The organism is Nocardioides donggukensis (assembly GCF_014842875.1).
Lineage (GTDB): Bacteria > Actinomycetota > Actinomycetes > Propionibacteriales > Nocardioidaceae > Nocardioides > Nocardioides donggukensis.
In genome coordinates, this window is the sequence record NZ_JACYXZ010000001.1 from 140763 (window position 1) to 160423 (window position 19661).

A 19661-nucleotide genomic window follows, 5' to 3' on the forward strand; every position below is an offset into this window, starting at 1 on the left:
AGCCGGGCCTGACGCCGGTTCGGGCGCCGGTCCTGCCGGGGTCTGTCGGTGCGGCGTGATTGGGTGCAGCCGTGAGCCTGCACGTCCACACCGCGGACCGCACGGACCGTCTCGCCGACGGTCTCGGCGACCTGCTGGCGCGTCCGCTGGCGGACCCGTTCGCCCGTGAGGTCGTGGTGGTGCCGGCGCGCGGCATCGAGCGCTGGCTCACCCAGCGGCTGGCGCACCGGCTCGGCGTCGGCGCGAGCGCGGCCGACGGTGTCTGCGCCGGCGTCGACTTCCTCAGCCCGCGCTCGCTGGTGGCGATGCTCCTGGGCACCGACCGCGACGACCCGTGGGAGCCGGACTGCCTGGTCTGGCCCCTGCTGGAGGTCATCGACGGGGCGCTCGGGGAGCCCGGCTTCGAGACCCTCTCCGCGCACCTCGGCCACGGCGACCCGGACGGCGAGCGGTCGGCCCGACGCTACGCGGTCGCCCGCCGGCTGGCCGGTCTCTTCGCCTCGTACGCCGTCCAGCGGCCGACGCTGGTCCGGGACTGGCGGGCCGGGCGCGACACCGACGGTGCGGGCGGCCGGCTCGACGACGACCTGCGCTGGCAGCCGGAGCTGTGGCGGCGGCTCCTCGCGGCCGTCGGCGCCCCCGGGCCCGACGAGCGGCACGCGACCACCCTGGCCCGGCTCCGGGATCGGGGGGACGGTGGCGAGGGACTCGACCTGCCACCGCGGCTGAGCCTCTTCGGCCACACCCGGCTCCCGGCCACCGAGGTCGAGCTGCTGCGGGCGCTGGGCGAGCACCGCGACGTGCACCTCTGGCTGCCCCAGGTGTCGCCGACGCTGTGGGAGCAGCTCGCGCCGACCGCCGAGGAGGGGCCGGTGCCCCGCGACGCGGATGACTCGGCGACCAGGGCGCTCGCGGCCGGTGGGCACCCGCTGCTGGCCTCCCTGGGCCGGGACGCCCGGGAGCTGCGCCGTGGGCTGGGTCCGCTGACCGAGGGGCCCGTGCCGGAGCCGACGCCCACCCCGGACAGCATGTTGGGCTGGCTGCAGGCCGACCTGCGCGGCAACCGGGTCCCGTCCCGGGACACCCGCGCCGGCCGGGTGCTGCGCGAGGACGACCGCTCGGTGCAGGTGCACTCCTGCCACGGGTCGGCCCGCCAGGTCGACGTGCTCCGTGAGGTCCTGGTCGGGCTGCTGCAGGACGACCCCACCCTCGAGCCGCGGGACATCCTCGTCATGTGCCCCGACATCGAGAGCTACGCGCCGCTGATCTCCGCCGGCTTCGGCCTCGCCGACGTGGCCGGCGAGGGGCTGGGCCATCCGGCCCACCAGCTGCGGGTGCGGCTGGCCGACCGAGCTCCGGGCGCCACCAACCCGCTGCTGGCGGTCGCCGCGACGATCGTCGAGCTGGCTGGCGGGCGGCTCACCGCCACCGAGGTGCTCGACCTGGCCGCCGCCGCCCCGGTCCGCCGCCGCTTCGGCTTCGACGACGACGCCCTCGAACGGATCTCCAGGTGGGTCGCCGAGGCCGGCATCCGGTGGGGGCTCGACGGCGAGCACCGCGCCGACTACGGGCTGGGGTTCGACGCCAACACCTGGGCCGCCGGGCTGCGCCGGGTGCTCCTCGGAGGCGCCGTCGCCGGGGCCGGGCACCGGCAGGTGGCCGGCACCCTGCCGCTGGACGACGTCGGCGACGGCGACCTCGACCTGGCCGGTCGGTTCGCCGAGCTCGTCGACCGCCTGCACGCGTTCCTGCTGGCGGTCGGCTCGGCCCGCACCGCCGCTGACTGGACCACGGCGCTGTCCGAGGGGGTCGCCCGGCTGACCGCGACCGACCCGGAGGAGGCCTGGCAGGCCGCGCAGTTCGACCGCGAGCTGGCCCGGATGCGCGCAGGGGCCGACTCGGGCGGGGGTGCGGTGCTCCGGCACCCCGACGTCCGGGCCCTGCTGCGCCAGCGGCTCGGGGGTCGGCCCACCCGCTCGAACTTCCGCACCGGCACCCTGACGGTGTGCACGATGGTGCCGATGCGCTCGGTGCCGCACCGGGTGGTGTGCCTGGTCGGCCTCGACGACGGCGTCTTCCCGCGGGTCGGCAGCGTCGACGGCGACGACGTCCTCGCCCGACGGCCGCACACCGGCGAGCGCGACGTGCGGGCCGAGGACCGCCAGCTGCTGCTCGACGCGATCGGCGCGGCCACCGAGACCCTCGTCGTGACCTACACCGGCCGGGGCGAGCACACCGGAGCCGAACGACCCCCGTCGGTCCCGCTCGGCGAGCTCCTCGACGCGCTCGACGACACCGCCGCCGAGCCGGTCCGGGACCGGCTCTGCGTGGCGCACCCGCTGCAGCCCTTCGACGAGGCCGCGCTCGTCCCCGGGCGGCTGGTCGGCGACCGGCCCTTCACCTTCGACCGGGCCGCCCTGGCCGGGGCCGAGTCCGCCCGTGGCACCCGCACCGAGGTCGGTGCGCTCGTCGGCGACCCCCTCGTCGCGCTGCCGGCCGAGGACGTGTCCCTGGCCGACCTGCACGACTTCTTCGCCCACCCCGTGCGCGGCTTCCTGCGCTCCCGGCTCGGCATCGGCACCCCTCGCGAGGTCGACGAGGCCGAGGACGCGATCCCGATCGACCTCGACGCGCTCGAGCGGTGGGCGGTCGGTGACCGGCTGGTCGGCGACGTTCTCGCGGGGGCCGCACCGCAGGACGGCATGCTCGCCGAGCAGCTGCGCGGGCTGCTGCCGCCGAGGCAGCTCGGGGTCCGGACGCTCACCGCCATCGCCCGCACCGCGCAGCCGCTCGTCGAGCGTGGTCTCGAGCTGCGCCGCGGCCCGGCCCGGACCCTCGACGTCGACATCGACCTGGGCGACGGGCGACGTCTCACCGGCACGGTGGGCCAGGTGTTCGGCAACGACCTGGTCCACGTCGGCTACTCCAACCTCGGCGCGAAGCACCGGTTCGCGACCTGGCTCGACGCGCTCGCCCTGGCTGCCGGGCACCCCGACGAGAACTGGACCGGGCACACCATCGGCAAGCACCGCTCCGGCGGCCAGCGCGCGATCATCCGCCCGCTCCCCGAGGACGCCGCCCGACGCTGGCTGCGCGAGCTCGTCGACGTCCGCGACCGCGGCCTGTGCGACCCGCTGCCGCTGCCGGTGAAGGCCGCCTGCCGGTGGGCTGAGGAGTACGTCAACACCCGGCTCGGCCGCGACGCCGACCCGGACGCGCGGGCCCGTGCCGCGTGGGAGACGCCGGCGTTCAGCGACAGCGGCATCCCCACGGAGGACGCCGACGCCTGGCACGTGCGGGCGTTCGGCGAGCGGGCGGCGTACGACTCGGTCCTGGCCTGCCCTCCGCTGCCCGGGGAGGACTGGAACGACGCCCCGCACCGGCTCGGACGGTACGCCTGGCGCCTGTGGGGTCCGCTGCTGACCGACGGGGTCGAGCAGGTGAGGTCGCTGTGAGCCGCACCGTCCCCGGACCGGGCACCTTCGACATCACCGGACCGCTGCCCACGGGCACCACGCTGCTCGAGGCCAGCGCGGGCACCGGCAAGACCTGGACGATCGCCGCGCTGGTCACCCGGTACGTCGCCGAGGGCGAGGCCACGCTCGACGAGCTGCTCGTGGTGACCTTCACCCGGGCCGCCAGCCAGGAGCTGCGGGCCCGGGTCCGCGCCCAGCTGGTCGAGGCCGAGCGCGCCCTGGCCGAGCCGGACGCGCCGCGGAGCGACAGCGACCTCCTGGACCTGCTCCTGGACGCCGGGCCGGAGGAGCTCGTACGCCGCCGGGCACGGCTGCGTGCCGCCCTCAGCTCGTTCGACGCCGCCACGATCGCGACCATCCACCAGTTCTGCCAGCTCGTGCTGCGCAGCCTCGGCGTGGCCGGCGACACCGACTCGGGCGCGACCCTGGTCGAGGACCTCGAGCAGCTCACCACGGAGGTCGTCGACGACCTCTACCTGGCCCGGTTCGCCGACGACGAGGCGCCCACGATGACCCGCGGCGAGGCCCTGGAGATCGCCCGGGAGGTGGTCGGCGACCCCCGGGCCCGGGTCGAGCCGCAGGCGGTGCTGACCCAGGCGCCGGACTCGGTCGCCGCCGACCGGGTGCGGTTCGCGCTGGCCGTGCTGGCCGAGATCGAGGTGCGCAAGCGCCGGCTCGGCGTGCTCAGCTACGACGACCTGCTCGGCCAGCTCGCCGACGCCCTCGCCGAGCCGAACTCACCGGCCCGCACCCGCATGCGGCAGCGGTGGAAGGTCGCGCTCATCGACGAGTTCCAGGACACCGACCCGGTCCAGTGGGAGGTGTTCGAGCGGGCCTTCGACGGGGTGTCCACGCTGGTGCTCATCGGCGACCCCAAGCAGGCGATCTATGCCTTCCGCGGCGGCGACGTCGTCACCTACCTCGCCGCGGCCCAGCGAGCCACCACGATCCAGACCCTCGGGGTGAACTGGCGGGCCGACCAGCCCCTCGTCGACGCGCTGCAGGGCCTGATGCGGGGGGCGAGCCTCGGCGACGAGCGGATCGTGGTGCACCCGGTGGCGGCGCACCAGCAGGACTCACGCCTGACCGGAGCCGGCGACCCGTTCCGGCTCCGGCTCGCTCGACGCGAGGAGCTCGGCGTCGGCCCCCGCGCCAGACCCCGGGTGGACCGGTGGCGCACGCACGTGATCGACGACCTCGCCTGCGACATCAAGCGGCTGCTCACGGCCGGGGCCACCTTCGAGGGCCGGGAGCTGCGGGCCGGCGACGTGGCGGTGCTCGCCGCCCGCCGCAACGAGTTGAACGCCGCGCAGCAGGCTCTCGCCGCGCTCGGCGTGCCGTCGGTCGTCAACGCCGGGGGGTCGGTCTTCCACACGCCGTCGGCCACCGCCTGGCTGACGCTGCTCGAGGCCCTCGAGCAGCCGCACCGCTCCGACCGGGTCCGCGCGGTCGCGCTCACCCCCTTCCTCGGGATCTCCGCCCGCGACCTCGACGCCGGGGGTGACCCGCTCACCGACGAGCTCGCCGACCGGGTCCGGACGCTGGCCGAGGTGCTGGCCGCCCGCGGGGTGGCCGCGGTCCTCGAGTGCTCGGTCGTCGACGGCCTCACGGAGCGGGTGCTGGCCACCCTCGGCGGCGAGCGGACCCTGACCGACCTGCGCCACATCGGCGAGGAGCTGCACCGGGTCTCGGTCGCCGAGCGGCTCGGCGCCGTGGGACTGCTCGGCTGGCTGCGGGCCCAGGTCGCCGACGACAAGCTCGAGGTCGCCTCCGAGCGCACCCGCCGGCTCGACTCGGACGCGGAGGCCGTGCAGCTGGTGACGATCCACGGCAGCAAGGGCCTGCAGTACCCCGTCGTCTACGCACCCACGCTGTGGAACCGCTACACCGGGCGGCCCCCGGCGGTGCCGCTCTTCCACGACGCCGACGGCGTCAGATGCCGCGACGTCGGCGGGCCCGGGCCGCACCTCGCCGCCAACCTGCAGCGGCACTGGGCCGAGGACGCCGGCGAGTCGCTGCGGCTGCTGTACGTCGCGCTGACCCGGGCCCAGTCCCAGGTGGTCGCGTGGTACGCCCCGGCGGCGAACAACACCCCGGCCTCGCCGCTGCACCGGATGCTGTTCGGTCGCCGACCGGGGACGGCGGAGGTGCCCGACGAGCAGGCGCTGGTCGACGACGAGCGGGCCGTGGAGATCCTCGGGCACTGGCGCGACGCGGGCGGGCCGACACCGGAGCTCGCCACCGCGGAGCGGCCCGAGGCCCCCGTTCCCGACCGCGACCGCCCCGAGCTGGCGGCGCGCCGGTTCACCCGGACCGTCGACACCGCCTGGCGGCGGACGTCGTACTCCGGGCTCTCGGTCGCCCGGGTCGACCACACCGGCCCGGACCGCTCCCTGACCGAGCCCGAGGAGCTCCCCGAGTCCGAGCTGGAGCTGGCCTCGGCAGAGCCGGGGCCGGAGTCGGAGCCGGGGCCGGAGGCAGGCGGGGAGCCGCCCGACCTGGCGCTCGCGGCGGTGCCGTCCCCGATGACCGGGCTGCCGGTCGGTGCGACGTTCGGCTCGCTGGTGCACGCGGTGCTCGAGCACGCCGATCCCCAGGCGCCCGACCTGCGCGCCGAGCTGCTCGGGCACATCGCCGAGCAGCGCACCTGGTGGCCGGTGGACCTCGACGCCGACGAGCTGGCCGACGCCCTGGTCGCGGTCTGCGACAGCCCGCTCGGGCCGCTGGCAGGCGGCGCCCGGCTGCGCCAGGTGCCCCTGGGTGACCGGCTCCGCGAGCTGGACTTCGAGATGCCGCTCGCCGGCGGGGACGACCGGGAGCACCCGGCGGCCGCGGTGACGCTCGGCCACCTCGCCCCGGTGCTGCGTCGACACCTGTCCGCCGACGACCCGGTCGGGGCGTACGCCGACGCGCTCGACGCCGACCCCGCCCTGGCCGGGCAGCCGCTCCGCGGCTACCTCACCGGCTCGATCGACGTCGTCCTCCGGGTGCCCGTCGACGGCGAGACCCGCTACCTGACCGTCGACTACAAGACCAACTGGCTCGGGGAGATCGGCACCGACCTCACCGCCCGCGACTACCGGCCGGCGGCACTGGCCGAGGCGATGGGGCACTCCGACTACCCGCTGCAGGCGCTGCTCTACACGGTCGTCCTGCACCGCTTCCTGCGCTGGCGGCTGCCCGACTACGACCCGGGGCGACACCTCGGCGGGGTGCTCTACCTCTACCTGCGGGGCATGTGCGGGCCGGCGACGCCCGACGTCGACGGCGCCCCCTGCGGGGTCTTCGCCTGGTCCCCGCCGGTGCCGCTGGTCGAGGAGCTCTCCGCCCTGCTCGACGGGCAGGTGAGCACATGAGCGAGCTGTTCACGGCCCTCGACGAGCAGGACCCGAGGCTCGCGCTGCGGGCCACCGGCCTGCTCGGCCGGTTCAACCGGGCCGGCCTGGTCACCTCGGCCGACTGCCACCTGGCCCGGACCCTCGGGGCGCTGGTCGGCGAGGCCGACGAGAGCGTGCTGCTGGCGGTGGCGCTGACCTCCCGCGCGGTCCGCGGCGGGTCCGTGTGCCTCGAGCTGGGGGCGGTCGCCGACCTGACGTCGGAGTCCGGCGACGGTCCCGTGGTCGCGGCACCGGGCGATGCGGACGCATCGGGTGCGATGCCGGCAGCCCTGACGCTGCCGGAGTTTCCGGAGCTGCCGGCGTGGGCGGACGCCGTGGCCGGCAGCCGGCTCGTGGCCCAGGGGGTGCTGAGGTGGGAGGACGGTCTGCTCTACCTGGATCGCTACCACGAGCAGGAGACCCAGGTGATCGACGACCTCGCCGCCCGCGCCCGGAGCCGGCCCGATCCCGAGCCGGCCCTGCTGGAGCGCTCCCTGGCCCGCGTCTTCCCCGGCGACGGCTTCGCCGAGCAGCGCGACGCAGCCCGGACCGCCGCCCACCAGCGCACCACCGTGCTCACGGGCGGTCCCGGCACCGGCAAGACGACCGCCGTGGCCGGCCTGCTGGTCGCGCTCGTCGAGCAGGCCGAGGCACGGGGGGAGCGGCTGCGGGTGGCGCTGACCGCCCCCACCGGGAAGGCCGCCGCCCGGCTGCAGGAGGCGGTCACGGAGTCCGCCGGCGGGTTCACCGCCGACGACCGGGAGCGGGTCGCCGGACTGCAGGCCTCGACGCTGCACCGGCTGCTGCGCCGTCACCCCGGCAACTCCACCCGGTTCCGGCACCACCGCGGCAACCGGCTGCCGCACGACGTGGTCGTCGTCGACGAGTCCTCGATGGTGTCGCTGACGATGATGGCGCGGCTGCTCGAGGCGGTGCGGCCGGAGGCCCGGCTGGTCCTGGTCGGCGACCCCGACCAGCTGTCCTCGGTCGAGGCCGGCGCCGTGCTGAGCGACCTGGTGCGCGGCTACCGCGGCCGCCCGGACTCGCCGGTGGTGGCGCTGCGCACCGGCCACCGGTACGGCGCCCGGATCGGCGCGCTGGCCGACGCGCTGAGGCGCGGGGACGCCGACGCGGCGGTCGAGGTCCTCGCCGCCGGCCACGACGAGGTCGAGTGGGTCACCGACGACGACCCGTCGAGCGCGCTCCGCCGGGCCGCCCTGCCGGCTGCGCTGGCCGTCCGCGACGCCGCCCTCGCCGGGGACGCCGACCGGGCCCTGGCCGCCCTCGACCGGCACCGGCTGCTCTGCGCGCACCGTGAGGGACCGGCCGGCGTACGCCACTGGAACCGCAGGATCGAGCAGTGGCTGACCGCCGAGACCGGCGACCCGCTCTTCGAGTCGGCCTACCTGGGGCGTCCGCTGCTGGTCACCGCCAACGACTACCGGCTCGGGGTCTACAACGGCGACAGCGGTGTCGTCGTGAGCCGGCCCGAGGGTCGGCGGGTGGTGCTGCGCACCGGCACCGAGGTGCTCGACCTGGCGCCGTCCCGGCTCGGGGACGTCGAGACCATGCACGCGCTGACCATCCACAAGAGCCAGGGCAGCCAGGCCGACGAGGTGACCGTCCTGCTGCCCGACGAGGAGTCGCGCCTGCTGACCCGCGAGCTGTTCTACACCGCGGTGACCCGGGCCCGGCAGCGGGTGCGCGTCGTCGGCGACGAGCAGGCGGTCCGGGCCGCGATCGCGCGGCGCGCCCAGCGGGCGAGCGGGTTGGGCTCGCGCCTGGGCGCGAGTCCGGACGCGCGCCTGGGCAGGGCCGATCCCATGACCTGAGCGCCCCGGGTCGCCTACCGTGGAGGCATGGGGTCTCGGAGGAGAGGACGGATCGCGCTGCTGGCCGGGCTGGCCGCGCTGGTCGCGGTGCTGGTCGGTGGTGGGCTGGTGTGGGCGCTCGGCGTCGACGACGAGCCCTTCACGCTGCCGGTCGGTGACCCGGCGTACGACGCGGCCGCCCCGGCGTGGGCGGTGGGCGGCGAGATCCACGTCGGCGAGGACGTGATCGCGGTCGACCCGGCTCCCGAGGCGTTCGTGGTCACCGACGCCGGCATCCACTACCTCGCGGACGGGGTGCTGTGGTTCACCGACGGCGGGCCCGCGGAGGAGGTGGCCACGGTGCGTGCCTCGCACCTGTCGCTCTCGCCGGACGGCCGGCTCCTCGGCCTCCTCGACCGGGGGCACGGACCCCGGCTCGCCTTCGGGGACGTCCCGGCGGTCCCGGTGGTGCTCGACGTCGGCACCGGTGAGCAGGTGCTGCGGATCGCAGCCCCCGACGACGCCGCGGACGAGGACCTGGGCGACCTCTACGGAGAGCTCCCGCCGTACTTCCTCGGCTTCGACGACGAGGCGGCGTACGTCGCCGACCCGCTGCGCGAGGGGACAACCCGGATCGCCCTCGACGACGGCTCCCTCTCCTCGCTGCCCGACCACCCCCGGCCGCGGGTAGCCGGGCCGTCGGGCACCCCGGTGACGGCGGCGCCGGCACCCGGCGACCGGATCGGGTACCCGGAGGACCCCGATGCCGGGGTGCTGATCGCCTACCGCTCCCCGGCGGGCGACGTGGTGTACAGCCGGAGCGCGCCGCGCGTGGGGCTCTTCGACGCCGACTCGGGGGAGCGGGTCCGGTTCGACCCGGGGGCGGAGTTCTTCGAGCTCGGTGGCTGGCTCGACGACGACACCTTCTTCGGGGCGGCCAGCAGCTCGTCGGCGGACGGCGCCGCCGGCCGGACCCGGATCGTCACCTGCGAGGTGTCGGGCGGGGCCTGCGCACCGGTCAGCGACACGTTCCAGCTGCCCGAGGAGCCGACCCTGCTCTTCGAGACCGGCGAGGGCGCCTGGTTCTGAGCGCGCCGACCGCCCCGCGCCGGCGCCGGTTACCCTCGAGTACATGAAGCGGACCATCTACGACGACGACCACGAGGCCTTCCGCAGCTCGGTGAAGGAGTTCCTGGACCGCCAGGTGACCCCGCACCTCGAGCAGCACATCGCGGACAAGGCGATCCCGCGCGAGTTCTGGATCGAGGCCGGCAAGCAGGGCTTCCTCGGCCTGGAGATCCCCGAGGAGTACGGCGGCTCCGAGGCGGGCGACTACCGCTTCAACGCGGTGCTCACCGAGGAGTTGGCCAAGGTGAACATGGCGCTGCCCTCGTGCGTCGGCATCCACGCCGACATCGTGGCGCCGTATCTCGTGCACCTGACCGACGAGGAGCAGAAGAAGCGGTGGCTGCCCGGCTTCTGCTCCGGAGAGATGCTCACCGCGATCGGCATGACCGAGCCCTCCGGCGGGTCGGACCTGGCGGCGCTGAAGACCACCGCCGTCAAGGACGGCGAGGACTGGGTCCTCAACGGGTCGAAGACCTTCATCACCAACGGCTACTCCGGCGACCTGATCGTGGTCGCGGCCCGGACCAGCCCGGAGAAGAAGGCCCGCGGCATCACGCTGTTCGGCGTCGAGGCCGACCGGGACGGGTTCTCGCGCGGGCGCAAGCTGGACAAGGTCGGCCAGGACGAGTCCGACACCGCCGAGCTGTTCTTCGAGGACGTCCGGGTCCCCGACGCGAACATCATCGGCGAGCTCGACAGCGGCTTCATCCACATGATGACGTTCCTGCCGCAGGAGCGGCTCGGGTCGGCGATCACGAACCTCGCCCACGCCGCGCAGATCCTCGACGAGACCCTGCAGTACACCAAGGACCGCAAGGCGTTCGGCCAGTCCATCGGCCAGTTCCAGCACAACAAGTTCCTGCTGGCCGAGCTCTACACGCAGGTCGAGGTCACCCAGCACTACGTCGACCAGTGCGTGATGGCGCACACCCGCGGCGAGCTCACCCCCATCGATGCGGCGAAGGCGAAGTGGTGGACCGCGCAGGTGCAGAGCGACGTGCTGGACCACTGCGTCCAGCTGCACGGCGGCTACGGCTTCATGAACGAGTACCGGGTCGCGCGGGCCTGGCGGGACGCCCGGGTCACGAAGATCTGGGCCGGCTCCAACGAGATCATGAAGGAGCTCATCGGGCGCGACCTCGGGCTCTGATCCGGGTGCGGCTGTTCGTGGCGGTGACCCCGTCGGAGGAGGCCGTCGAGGACCTCGACGGCCTCCTCGCTCCGCGGCGCGAGGCCGGGGCCTTCCGCTGGTCCGACCCCGGGCAGTGGCACCTGACGCTCGCCTTCCTGCCCGACGTCGCCGACCGCCGGCTCGACGACCTCGGCGACCGGCTGGCGCGGGCGGCCGGTCGACGTACGTCCTTCGAGCTCGCCCTGGCCGGCGGGGGCGCCTTCCCGAACCCGGCGCGGGCGCGGGTGCTGTGGGCGGGCCTGCGCGCCGAGGAGTCGGCCCGCACCGAGCTCGACCGGCTCGCGACCGGCGCCCGGGCGGCCGCGAACCGGGCCGGCGCCGCACCCGAGGGCGCCCGGTTCCGGGCCCACCTGACCCTGGCCCGGCTGGGCCGGCCCGCCGAGGTCGGCCGGTGGGTGCGGCTGCTGGACGGGTACGCCGGCCCGGCGTGGGCCGTCGACGAGATCGCGCTGATCGCCTCGCACCTCGGCGAGGGGCCACGGAACCGCCCGCGGCACGAGGTGCTGGACCGCTTCCCCCTCGCTCCCTGAGCTCCCGGCTCGACGACGGGGGCGCGGGTCTTGCTCCTCACCCGACGGGAGGTCCTAGCGTGACCGCCATGGACGACCTGAGCATCGGTGACGTGGCCCACCGGACCGGCCTCACCCAGCGGACGCTGCGCTACTACGAGGAGCTCGGGCTCCTCTCGCCCGAGCGGGACGGGGGCGGTCGGCGCCGGTACCGCTCCGAGGACCTCGACCGGTTGTACCGGGTCCGGCTGCTCCGGGAGCTGGGCACGCCGCTTGCCGAGGTGGATCCCGACGCCGACCAGCTCCTTCCGCTCACCCGGCGGCGCCTGGTCGACCTCGACGCCCGGCTGGCCGAGCTGGCCCGCACGCGCGAGGCGGTGCGGTCGGCGGAGGAGCGGCTCCTGCGCGGCGCGCCCTCCACCGACGAGGAGATCCTGGACCTGCTGGCCGGCCTGCCGGCCGACGAGCCGGCCGTGACCCGGCGGCTGACGCTGCTGGTCTACCGCGACATCGCCGCCGCCCAGCAGTGCCTGGTCGACCAGTTCGGGCTGGTCGCCGGCGAGCTCTCCCGGGACGGTGCCGGTGAGGTGGTGCACGGCGAGGTGTTCGCCGGGGACGGGGTGATCTGGATGCACCGGGAGTCGGCCGACTTCCGCCTCGCCTCGCCGGCGACGCTCGGGGGCTCCGCGCACTGCATGGCGATCGACGTCGACGACGTGGACGCCCACCACCGGCGGGCCGAGGCCGCCGGGGCGGAGATCGTCTACCCGCCGACCGACATGCCATACGGGGTCCGGGAGTACGGCGCCCGCGACAGCGAGGGCGGCCTGTGGTCGTTCATGCGCACCCTGTGACCGGCGGCACCCGGGGACACACGCGCGAAACACCGAAGAACTAGGCTCGGGGCATGCCGTTCCTGCTGCGCGTCGAGCTGCCCGACATCCCGGGGTCCCTGGGTCGGGTGGCGAGCGCCATCGGCGAGGCCGGCGGGGACATCGAGGCGATCGAGATCGTCGAGCACCGTCAGGACGGCACGGCCGTCGACGACGTGCTGCTGGAGACCACCCCGGGCACGATGCCGGACTCGATCGTCTCGGCCTGCAGCGCCCTGGACGGGGTGCGGGTGCTCTTCATCTCCCGCTACGCCGCGGGCGGCAACCTGTTCCTGGACCTCGAGGCGGTCGAGGACCTCACCGCCCACCCCGAGACCGCGCTGGACCGGCTCGTCGACCTGCTGCCGGCCACCTTCCGCGCCGACTGGGGCGCCCGGGTGCGGCACAACGGGGACGGGGCCGAGCGCCTGCACGCGACCAGCGCGGCGCCGGACACGTTGGCCTGGCACGAGCTGGACAAGGCGGCCCGGGTGCCGTCGGCGGACGAGAACAACGTGCTCGCTGCCGCACCGCTGCCGGGCGACGAGCTGGTGCTCATCGGCCGCCGTGGCGGCCCGGACATCCTCGACTCCGAGCTGGCCCGGCTGGGGCACCTGGTCGCGCTCGCGGTCTCGATCTCCACGACCTGAGCCGCGCCGATCCGCGCCGATGAGCGCTTGGCCCCGGCGGCGGGTCAGGCGCGCTCGAGCACGAAGAGCGGGACCTCGCGGTCGGTCTTCTGCTGGTACTCGTCGTAGTCGGGCCAGACCGCCACGGCCCGCTCCCACCAGGTGGCCCGCTCCTCGCCCTCGACCCGGCGCGCGACGTACTCGTGCGGCTCGGGGCCGTCCTGGAGCTGGACCTTCGGGTGGGCCACGAAGTTGTGGTACCACTCCGGGTGCTCGGGGGCGCCGCCCTTCGACGCCACCGCGAGGTAGGCGCCGTCGTGCTCGACTCGCATCACCGGGTTCTTGCGCAGCTTGCCGGACTTGGCGCCGACCGAGGTGATCACCACGATCGGGACGCCGCGCATCGTGTTGCCCTCGGCCCCGCCGGTGCGCTCGTAGGTCTCGACCTGCTCGCGGACCCACTCGCTCGGGCTCGGCTCGTACGTTCCCTGAAGTGCCATAGGTCACTCAACCACGGGCCCGGCCCGGATGTTCCTCCGAACCGGCACCGATAGCCTGCGCGCATGAGCGCCATCGAGGGAGTCTCCGGCACGTTCGACCCCGACGCCTGGGACCCGGTCCCCGGCTTCGATGACCTCACGGACCTCACCTACCACCGTGCCAGGGCGCACGGCACCGTCCGGATCGCCTTCGACCGGCCCGACGTCCTCAACGCCTTCCGGCCCCACACCGTCGACGAGCTGTTGCGGGTGCTCGAGCACGCCCGCACCTCCAGTGACGTGGGCTGCGTGCTGCTCACCGGCAACGGCCCGGGCGAGCGGCACGGCAAGTGGGCGTTCTGCACCGGCGGCGACCAGCGGATCCGCGGCCGCGCCGGATACCAGTACGCCGAGGGCGAGCAGGCCGAAACCGTCGACGCCGCCCGGCTCGGGCGGCTGCACATCCTGGAGTGCCAGCGGCTGATCCGGTTCATGCCGAAGGTCGTCATCTGCGTGGTCAACGGCTGGGCGGCCGGCGGCGGCCACTCGCTGCACGTCGTCTGCGACCTCACCATCGCCAGCGCCGAGCACGCCCGCTTCAAGCAGACCGACGCCGACGTGGGCTCGTTCGACGGCGGCTTCGGGTCGGCGTACCTCGCCCGCCAGGTGGGGCAGAAGTTCGCCCGGGAGATCTTCTTCCTCGGCGACGAGTACGACGCCGCCGACGCGCACCGCATGGGTGCGGTGAACTCGGTGGTCCCGCACGCCGAGCTCGAGGCAGTCGCGCTCGAGTGGGGGCGGAAGGTCAACGGCAAGTCGCCGACGGCGCAGCGGATGCTGAAGTACTCCTTCAACCTCATCGACGACGGGCTCGTGGGCCAGCAGTTGTTCGCCGGCGAGACCACCCGGCTGGCGTACATGACCGACGAGGCGCAGGAGGGCCGCGACCAGTTCCTGGAGAAGCGGGAGCCGGACTGGTCGCCGTACCCCTGGTACTACTGATCTGGCGCGTTTGTGCAGGTCAGGCGGGGGTTGAGGTTCCAAAGTCCGCGGCTGGTCCGCAAAAAGTCCGCACGGTGTCGACGGCGTCCGATGCCCTCCGACCGTTCTTCGCTTGGGCGACGGGGGTTGTCGATTGCTAAACCTATGAATCTCAGGCCTGAAATTAAGGGGTCATGGCGTATCCTATGAATTCATGCCGGAGACTTCAGGTCTGCTTGAGCACGGCATTCTCCGCGAGGTAACCGGGAGCAGCTACGGCCGGATGTTTGCCTGCGAAGAAGCCATCTCCATCCTGTCGCGCGACTAACAGCTTCCAACTCTGGGTTGGCTGGTCATCGCGTCTCGCATGAGGCTGCTGGCCGCAGCCCGCGTCCGATCCTGCGCCGTCGGCCACAGGTGGCTGTAGGTGTTCAGCGTGGTCGTCGCCGACGAGTGTCCCAGCGCCCGCTGCACCGTGACCACGTCGCAGCCGGCAGCGATCAGCCCCGACGCGTAGAAGTGCCGCAGGTCGTGCAGGCGGACGTGTGGCAGACCGGCTGAGGTCGGAGTCGCGCGCCACCCCGTCGCGAACTTCGTCAGGTCGGCGTCGACGAGCAGCGCCGGGGCGCGCAGCGCTGTCCTCGTTCTCCGGTGCGCCAGTGCCGAGCCTCGGTGACGAGGTCCGACCCGGCGAGAGCCAGCCCGTCAATGATCACCTTCGAGCCGGTCTCGTCGAAGCGTGCCCCCGCTTCTGTCCTGCTTCATCTCTTGCCTCCAGTGTCGTTGGGCCACCGGGCTGGTGACCTCGATCCGATGGTGCGACCGGAGCGGCGGGTCAAGCGCACTGTTGTCTGTTCAGTGAGCGTCCTGAGGCAGTGACGTCCGGCGTTCACGTACGACGGCGGATCAGATCCACCCGTTCGTCTGGGCGACCCGCGCCGCCTCCGCCCTGGTGGACGCTCCTGTCTTGCCGATCGCGGCCGAGAGGTGGTTGCGGACCGTGCCGACGGAGAGGTGGGCGCGCGCGGCGATCACCGCGACGGGGGATCCGTCCATCGCGAGCAGCAGGATCTCCGCCTCCCGGGCCGTGAGCGGGGACGGGCCGGCCATCAGCGACTCGGTCGCCAGGTCCGGGTCCACCACGCGCAGCCCGGCATGCACTCGGCGGACGGCGTCCGCGAGCTCGCGGGCCGGCCGGTCCTTGACCAGGAAGCCCGCGGCACCGGCGTCGAGCGCACGGCGCACGTAGCCCGGCCGCCCGAAGGTGGTCACGATCAGCGAGCGCACCGTCGGCAGCTCGGCGCGCAGCCGCTCGGCCACCTCGAGGCCGGTGAGGCCCGGCATCTCGATGTCGAGCAGGCACACCTCCGCCTGTGACGCGCGGGCAGTGGCCACCACCTCGTCGCCACGGCCGACCTGGGCGACGACCTCGAGGTCGGTCTCGAGGTCGAGCGGGGCCGCGAGCGCGCCACGGACCAGGGCCTGGTCGTCGGCCAGCAGGATCCGGATCACGGCAGCACGACCTCCACCCGGGTGCCCGAGCCGCCCGTGAGCCGCAGCGTGCCGCCGGCGGCCGCGACCCGCTCGCGCATGCCGCGCAGTCCGTTGCCCTCGCGCCGGTCGTCCGTCCCGAGGCCCGTGCCGTCGTCGGCCACGACCAGGCCGGTCGCCGTGAGCTCGATCGAGACCGTCGACGCCCCGGCGTGCCGGACGACGTTGGTCACCGACTCGCGCAGCACCCAGGCCAGCAGGGTGCGGTGCCGCGGGTCGGTGTCGGCGACGGTGCCGAGCAGCCGCGTCCGGACGCCGGCGTCGGCGAGCACGCGGGGTGCGGCCTCCAGCTCCGCGTCGAGACTGGCCGCGCGCAGGCCGCCGACGGTCGAGCGGACCTCCGTGAGCGCCTGCCGGGCGGTCTCCTGGATCGACTCGAGTTCCGCGCGGGCCCGCGCGGGGTCGACCTCGATGAGCCGGGCCGCGAGCTCGGCCTTGATCGAGAGCGCCGTCAACGAGTGGCCGAGCACGTCGTGGACGTCGCGGGCCACCCGGTCGCGCTCGGCCACCAGGGCCAGCTCCGCCCGGGCCTCCTCGGAGCGCTCCTCGAGGTCCGAGAACACGCGCAGCGCCGTGAAGAACCCGATGAGCGGCCAGACCATCAGGAAGAAGAACGCCGGGAAGTCGCCGCCGATGAGCGAGAGGATCGGCAGCAGGGCGCTGACGAGGGTGGTCCCCTTCCACCACGGCGCCGGCACCACCATCGCGGCGTACGCCCCGAGGTAGGGGGTGAGCCCGATGGCTTCGATGCCGATCACCGGCACCGTCCCCAGTGCGAGCAGGAGCATCGCCAACCAGATCCTCAGCGCATGCCGGCGCCACACGCTCCACCCGAGCAGGTAGGTCACGGCGAAGGCGGCGATCAGCGTCAGCGAGACCCCCTTGGCCGGCGCCGACGCGTCGGTTTCGAGCGTCTCGATCACCGGGTAGGTGAGGAAGACCAGCCAGATCGCGGCGATGACCCATCCCCACCGCTCCCAGGGGGAGCGAGTGGGGTGGGTCGCGGCGAGGGAGGCCGTCACACCCGCTCCCGCCGTCGGCGAAGCCCCCAGACCGCCAGCGCCGCGAAGATCACCGTCCACGAGCCCACGTTAGCCAGCAACAGCCACACCGGGTCGTGTCCGGCGTCGATGGGCAGGTAGCCCTCCGAGATCGGGTAGCGGGCCAGCCCGGCGTACCCGTAGAGCGGGGTGAAGCGGCCGAACTCCAGGATGATGCCGTCCATCGGCGTGAACACGTTGCCGAGGAAGCTCATGATCACGATCAGCCCGGACGCGATGCCGGAGGCGTTCTCACCCTTGAGGATCAGGCACATCGCCAGGCCGTAGACCGCGAACAGGGCCGAGCCGAACCACACGATGGCGGCGCTCGCCAGCCAGTCGACGGTGTTCCCCGACGAGCCGGTCGCCGCACCGATCGCGTAGATCAGCGCGATCGGGACGGCCGCGACCAGCATCGCCACGGCAGTCTTGATCGCCACGAAGGTCAACGACGGCAGCGGCGTCAGGGCGATCTGCCGCCCCCACCCCATCGTCTGCTCGGTCGCGGCCGACCCGGCCACGGTCGTGGTCGCCGTGACGGCGCCGTACGCCGCCATCGAGACCATGACGTACATCGCGACGTTCGCACTGCCGTACGCCTCGTCGTCACCCATGCCGAAGACGAAGAACAGGAACGCCGGCAGCGCCACGATGAAGAACATCCCCACCCGGTCGCGCAGCTGTCGCTTCAGGTCCAGGCCGGCGTAGGTGAGGGCCACGGGTCGTGCCGTACGCCGCCCGGTGCCGACCGGGTGCTCGGTGTCGGTGATCGTCACGGTGCTCACTGCAGGGCCTCCTGGGCGACGGTGGGGAGATCGGTGGGTGTGTAGGTCGCGGCGCCACTCGGGCCCGGGTCGGTCTCCGGCGCTCCGGTGAGGGCCAGGAACGCGGCCTCGAGGCTGGCGCTGGAGACCTCGAGGTCGGTGACGCCCAGGGGAGCCACAGCCCGCCGTACGTCGTCGAGCCAGGCCCGGTCGATGCCGTCGACACCGACGACGTCGGCGGGCGGGCGGATCGTCATCGTCTGGCCGCCGTACGCGGCGCGCACCTCGGCGGTCGGGCCGTCGGCCCTGATCCGGCCGTGCGACATCAGCACGGTGCGGTCGGCGAACGCGTCGGCCTCGGCCAGGTAGTGGGTCGCGAAGACGACGGTGCGTCCGTCCGCGGCGTGGGCGCGCATGGTGTCCCAGAACTCCTGGCGCGCGCCCACGTCCATCCCGGTCGTCGGCTCGTCCAGGATCACCAGGTCCGGGTCGGGGACGAGCGCCAGGGCGAACTTCAGGCGCTGCTGCTCGCCGCCCGAGCAGGCCTGCACCAGCCGGTCGGCGAGCTTCCCGAGCCCGGCGCGCTCGACGACGGTGTCGACCCGGTCGGGCCGGCCGTGCAGGGCGGCGATCGCGCGGATCGTCTCCCGCACGGTGAAGTCGGGCAGCAGCCCCCCGGTCTGCATGACGGCGGAGACGCGGCCGTCCACGACCGCGCGACGCGGCGCCTCGCCGTAGACCCGGACGGTCCCGCCGGACGGCGAGGTCAGCCCGAGGAGCATGTCCACGGTGGTGGTCTTGCCGGCGCCGTTGGGGCCGAGGAAGGCGACGATCTCGCCGGAGCCGATGGTCAGGTCGATGCCGTCGACCGCGGTGAGGCTGTGGCCTCCCGGTCCACGGAACCGCTTCGTCAGGCCGATCGCCTCGAGTGCTGGTGTGGTCATGGCACCAGCCTCCGGCTCCGGGCGGTGTGAGCCCCGGGGGAGATGTCACGACCTGGGCATGACACCTGTCATGGCCCTGCTCTCGGTCGAGCCGGACCCGGATGCGTCGCGGCAGGCGGACCGTCCCCGCACGGAGGGGCTAGCCTGCAGCGATGAGGATCGTGGTCCTGACCGGCGCGGGGGTCTCCGCCGAGAGCGGGGTGCCCACGTTCCGGGACGCCGACGGGCTCTGGGAGGGGCACCGGGTCGAGGACGTCGCCACCCCCGAGGCGTTCGAGATGCAGCCCGGCGTCGTGCAGCGGTTCTACGACGAGCGCCGCGCCGCCCTGGCCCTCGTTGCGCCGAACCCGGCCCACACCGCGCTCGCCCGGCTTGGCACGCTGCCCGGCGTCGACCTGCTCCTGGTCACCCAGAACATCGACGACCTGCACGAGCGGGCCGGTGCCACCGACGTGCTGCACATGCACGGCGAGCTGCTCTCGGCGCTCTGCGCGAGCTGCCGCTCGCGGTGCCGCTGGGCCGGCGACCTCGCCGACTTCCCGCCCTGCCCCGGGTGCGGCATGACCGACCTCCGCCCGGACGTGGTGTGGTTCGGCGAGATCCCCTACCAGATGGAACGGATCCAGAGCGCCCTCATGCGGGCGGACGTGTTCGTCTCGATCGGGACGTCCGGGGCGGTCTACCCGGCGGCCGGTTTCGTGCAGATGGCGGCCGCCTGCGGCGCCCGGACCCTCGAGCTCAACCTGGTGCCCAGCGAGGGCACGTCGTTCTTCGACGAGGCGCGGCACGGTCCCGCCGGGCGGCTGGTCCCTGACTGGGTCGACGAGGTCGCGGCCTCCCTCGGTGTCGACACGCGGTGAGACTCGGGTCTCAAGGGGTGGTCGTGCGCTCCTGAGTGCCCTAGGTTG

The 19661-nt window shown here is 74.1% G+C and carries 16 protein-coding genes; 10 read left to right on the forward strand and 6 right to left on the reverse strand.

What is annotated here, in order from left to right; translation table 11 throughout:
- Positions 1 to 71 precede the first annotated feature (71 nt).
- The 8 genes from recC (at position 72) to IE331_RS00710 (ending at position 13015) form a co-directional block, all read left to right on the forward strand.
- Positions 72 to 3455, forward strand: coding sequence for an exodeoxyribonuclease V subunit gamma (gene recC / locus IE331_RS00675; protein WP_192139522.1), 3384 nt, complete (start codon positions 72 to 74; stop codon positions 3453 to 3455).
- Entirely contained in the window at positions 3452 to 6832 is a 3381-nt protein-coding gene (locus IE331_RS00680) for a UvrD-helicase domain-containing protein (protein ID WP_192139524.1), read from the forward strand. Before recC ends, IE331_RS00680 begins: the two co-directional genes overlap by 4 nt.
- Positions 6829 to 8685, forward strand: coding sequence for an exodeoxyribonuclease V subunit alpha (gene recD / locus IE331_RS00685; protein WP_192139526.1), 1857 nt, complete (start codon positions 6829 to 6831; stop codon positions 8683 to 8685). The genes IE331_RS00680 and recD overlap by 4 nt, the downstream gene beginning before the upstream one ends.
- Positions 8686 to 8712: 27 nt before the next feature.
- Positions 8713 to 9753, forward strand: a complete 1041-nt coding sequence (locus IE331_RS00690) for a hypothetical protein (protein ID WP_192139528.1) — start codon at positions 8713 to 8715, stop codon at positions 9751 to 9753.
- A 43-nt stretch (positions 9754 to 9796) separates the two neighbouring features.
- On the forward strand, positions 9797 to 10942 hold the full coding sequence (locus IE331_RS00695; protein WP_192139530.1) for an acyl-CoA dehydrogenase family protein: 1146 nt from the start codon (positions 9797 to 9799) through the stop codon (positions 10940 to 10942).
- A 5-nt stretch (positions 10943 to 10947) separates the two neighbouring features.
- Positions 10948 to 11514, forward strand: a complete 567-nt coding sequence (gene thpR, locus IE331_RS00700; protein WP_192139532.1) for an RNA 2',3'-cyclic phosphodiesterase — start codon at positions 10948 to 10950, stop codon at positions 11512 to 11514.
- Positions 11515 to 11582: 68 nt separating this feature from the next.
- On the forward strand, positions 11583 to 12347 hold the full coding sequence (locus IE331_RS00705) for a MerR family transcriptional regulator (RefSeq protein WP_192139534.1): 765 nt from the start codon (positions 11583 to 11585) through the stop codon (positions 12345 to 12347).
- 53 nt (positions 12348 to 12400) lie between these two features.
- Positions 12401 to 13015, forward strand: a complete 615-nt coding sequence (locus IE331_RS00710; protein WP_192139536.1) for an ACT domain-containing protein — start codon at positions 12401 to 12403, stop codon at positions 13013 to 13015.
- A 44-nt stretch (positions 13016 to 13059) separates the two neighbouring features.
- Here IE331_RS00710 and IE331_RS00715 read toward each other — a convergent pair whose 3' ends face one another.
- Positions 13060 to 13494: a nitroreductase family deazaflavin-dependent oxidoreductase gene (locus IE331_RS00715; RefSeq protein ID WP_192139538.1), complete on the reverse strand. Its 435-nt coding sequence runs from the start codon at positions 13492 to 13494 to the stop codon at positions 13060 to 13062.
- 63 nt (positions 13495 to 13557) lie between these two features.
- On the opposite strand from IE331_RS00715, the gene IE331_RS00720 reads away from it, so the two are divergent.
- Positions 13558 to 14475, forward strand: coding sequence for a 1,4-dihydroxy-2-naphthoyl-CoA synthase (locus IE331_RS00720; protein ID WP_192139540.1), 918 nt, complete (start codon positions 13558 to 13560; stop codon positions 14473 to 14475).
- A gap of 303 nt (positions 14476 to 14778) precedes the next feature.
- Here IE331_RS00720 and IE331_RS00725 read toward each other — a convergent pair whose 3' ends face one another.
- From IE331_RS00725 to IE331_RS16690, 5 genes are all read right to left on the reverse strand, one after another.
- The gene (locus tag IE331_RS00725) at positions 14779 to 15114 is read right to left on the reverse strand and encodes a tyrosine-type recombinase/integrase (RefSeq protein WP_201931225.1); all 336 of its coding nucleotides are present in this window, start codon (positions 15112 to 15114) and stop codon (positions 14779 to 14781) included.
- Positions 15115 to 15360: 246 nt separating this feature from the next.
- Entirely contained in the window at positions 15361 to 15966 is a 606-nt protein-coding gene (locus IE331_RS00730; RefSeq protein WP_192139542.1) for a response regulator transcription factor, read from the reverse strand.
- Entirely contained in the window at positions 15963 to 17027 is a 1065-nt protein-coding gene (locus tag IE331_RS16870) for a sensor histidine kinase (protein WP_192139544.1), read from the reverse strand. The genes IE331_RS00730 and IE331_RS16870 overlap by 4 nt, the downstream gene beginning before the upstream one ends.
- A complete protein-coding gene (locus tag IE331_RS00740; RefSeq protein ID WP_201930839.1) occupies positions 17024 to 17830 on the reverse strand; it encodes an ABC transporter permease in 807 nt (268 codons plus the stop codon). Before IE331_RS00740 ends, IE331_RS16870 begins: the two co-directional genes overlap by 4 nt.
- Positions 17827 to 18753, reverse strand: a complete 927-nt coding sequence (locus IE331_RS16690) for an ABC transporter ATP-binding protein (protein ID WP_192139546.1) — start codon at positions 18751 to 18753, stop codon at positions 17827 to 17829. Before IE331_RS16690 ends, IE331_RS00740 begins: the two co-directional genes overlap by 4 nt.
- A gap of 152 nt (positions 18754 to 18905) precedes the next feature.
- On the opposite strand from IE331_RS16690, the gene IE331_RS00750 reads away from it, so the two are divergent.
- Entirely contained in the window at positions 18906 to 19613 is a 708-nt protein-coding gene (locus IE331_RS00750; protein WP_192139548.1) for an NAD-dependent deacylase, read from the forward strand.
- Positions 19614 to 19661: the final 48 nt, after the last annotated feature.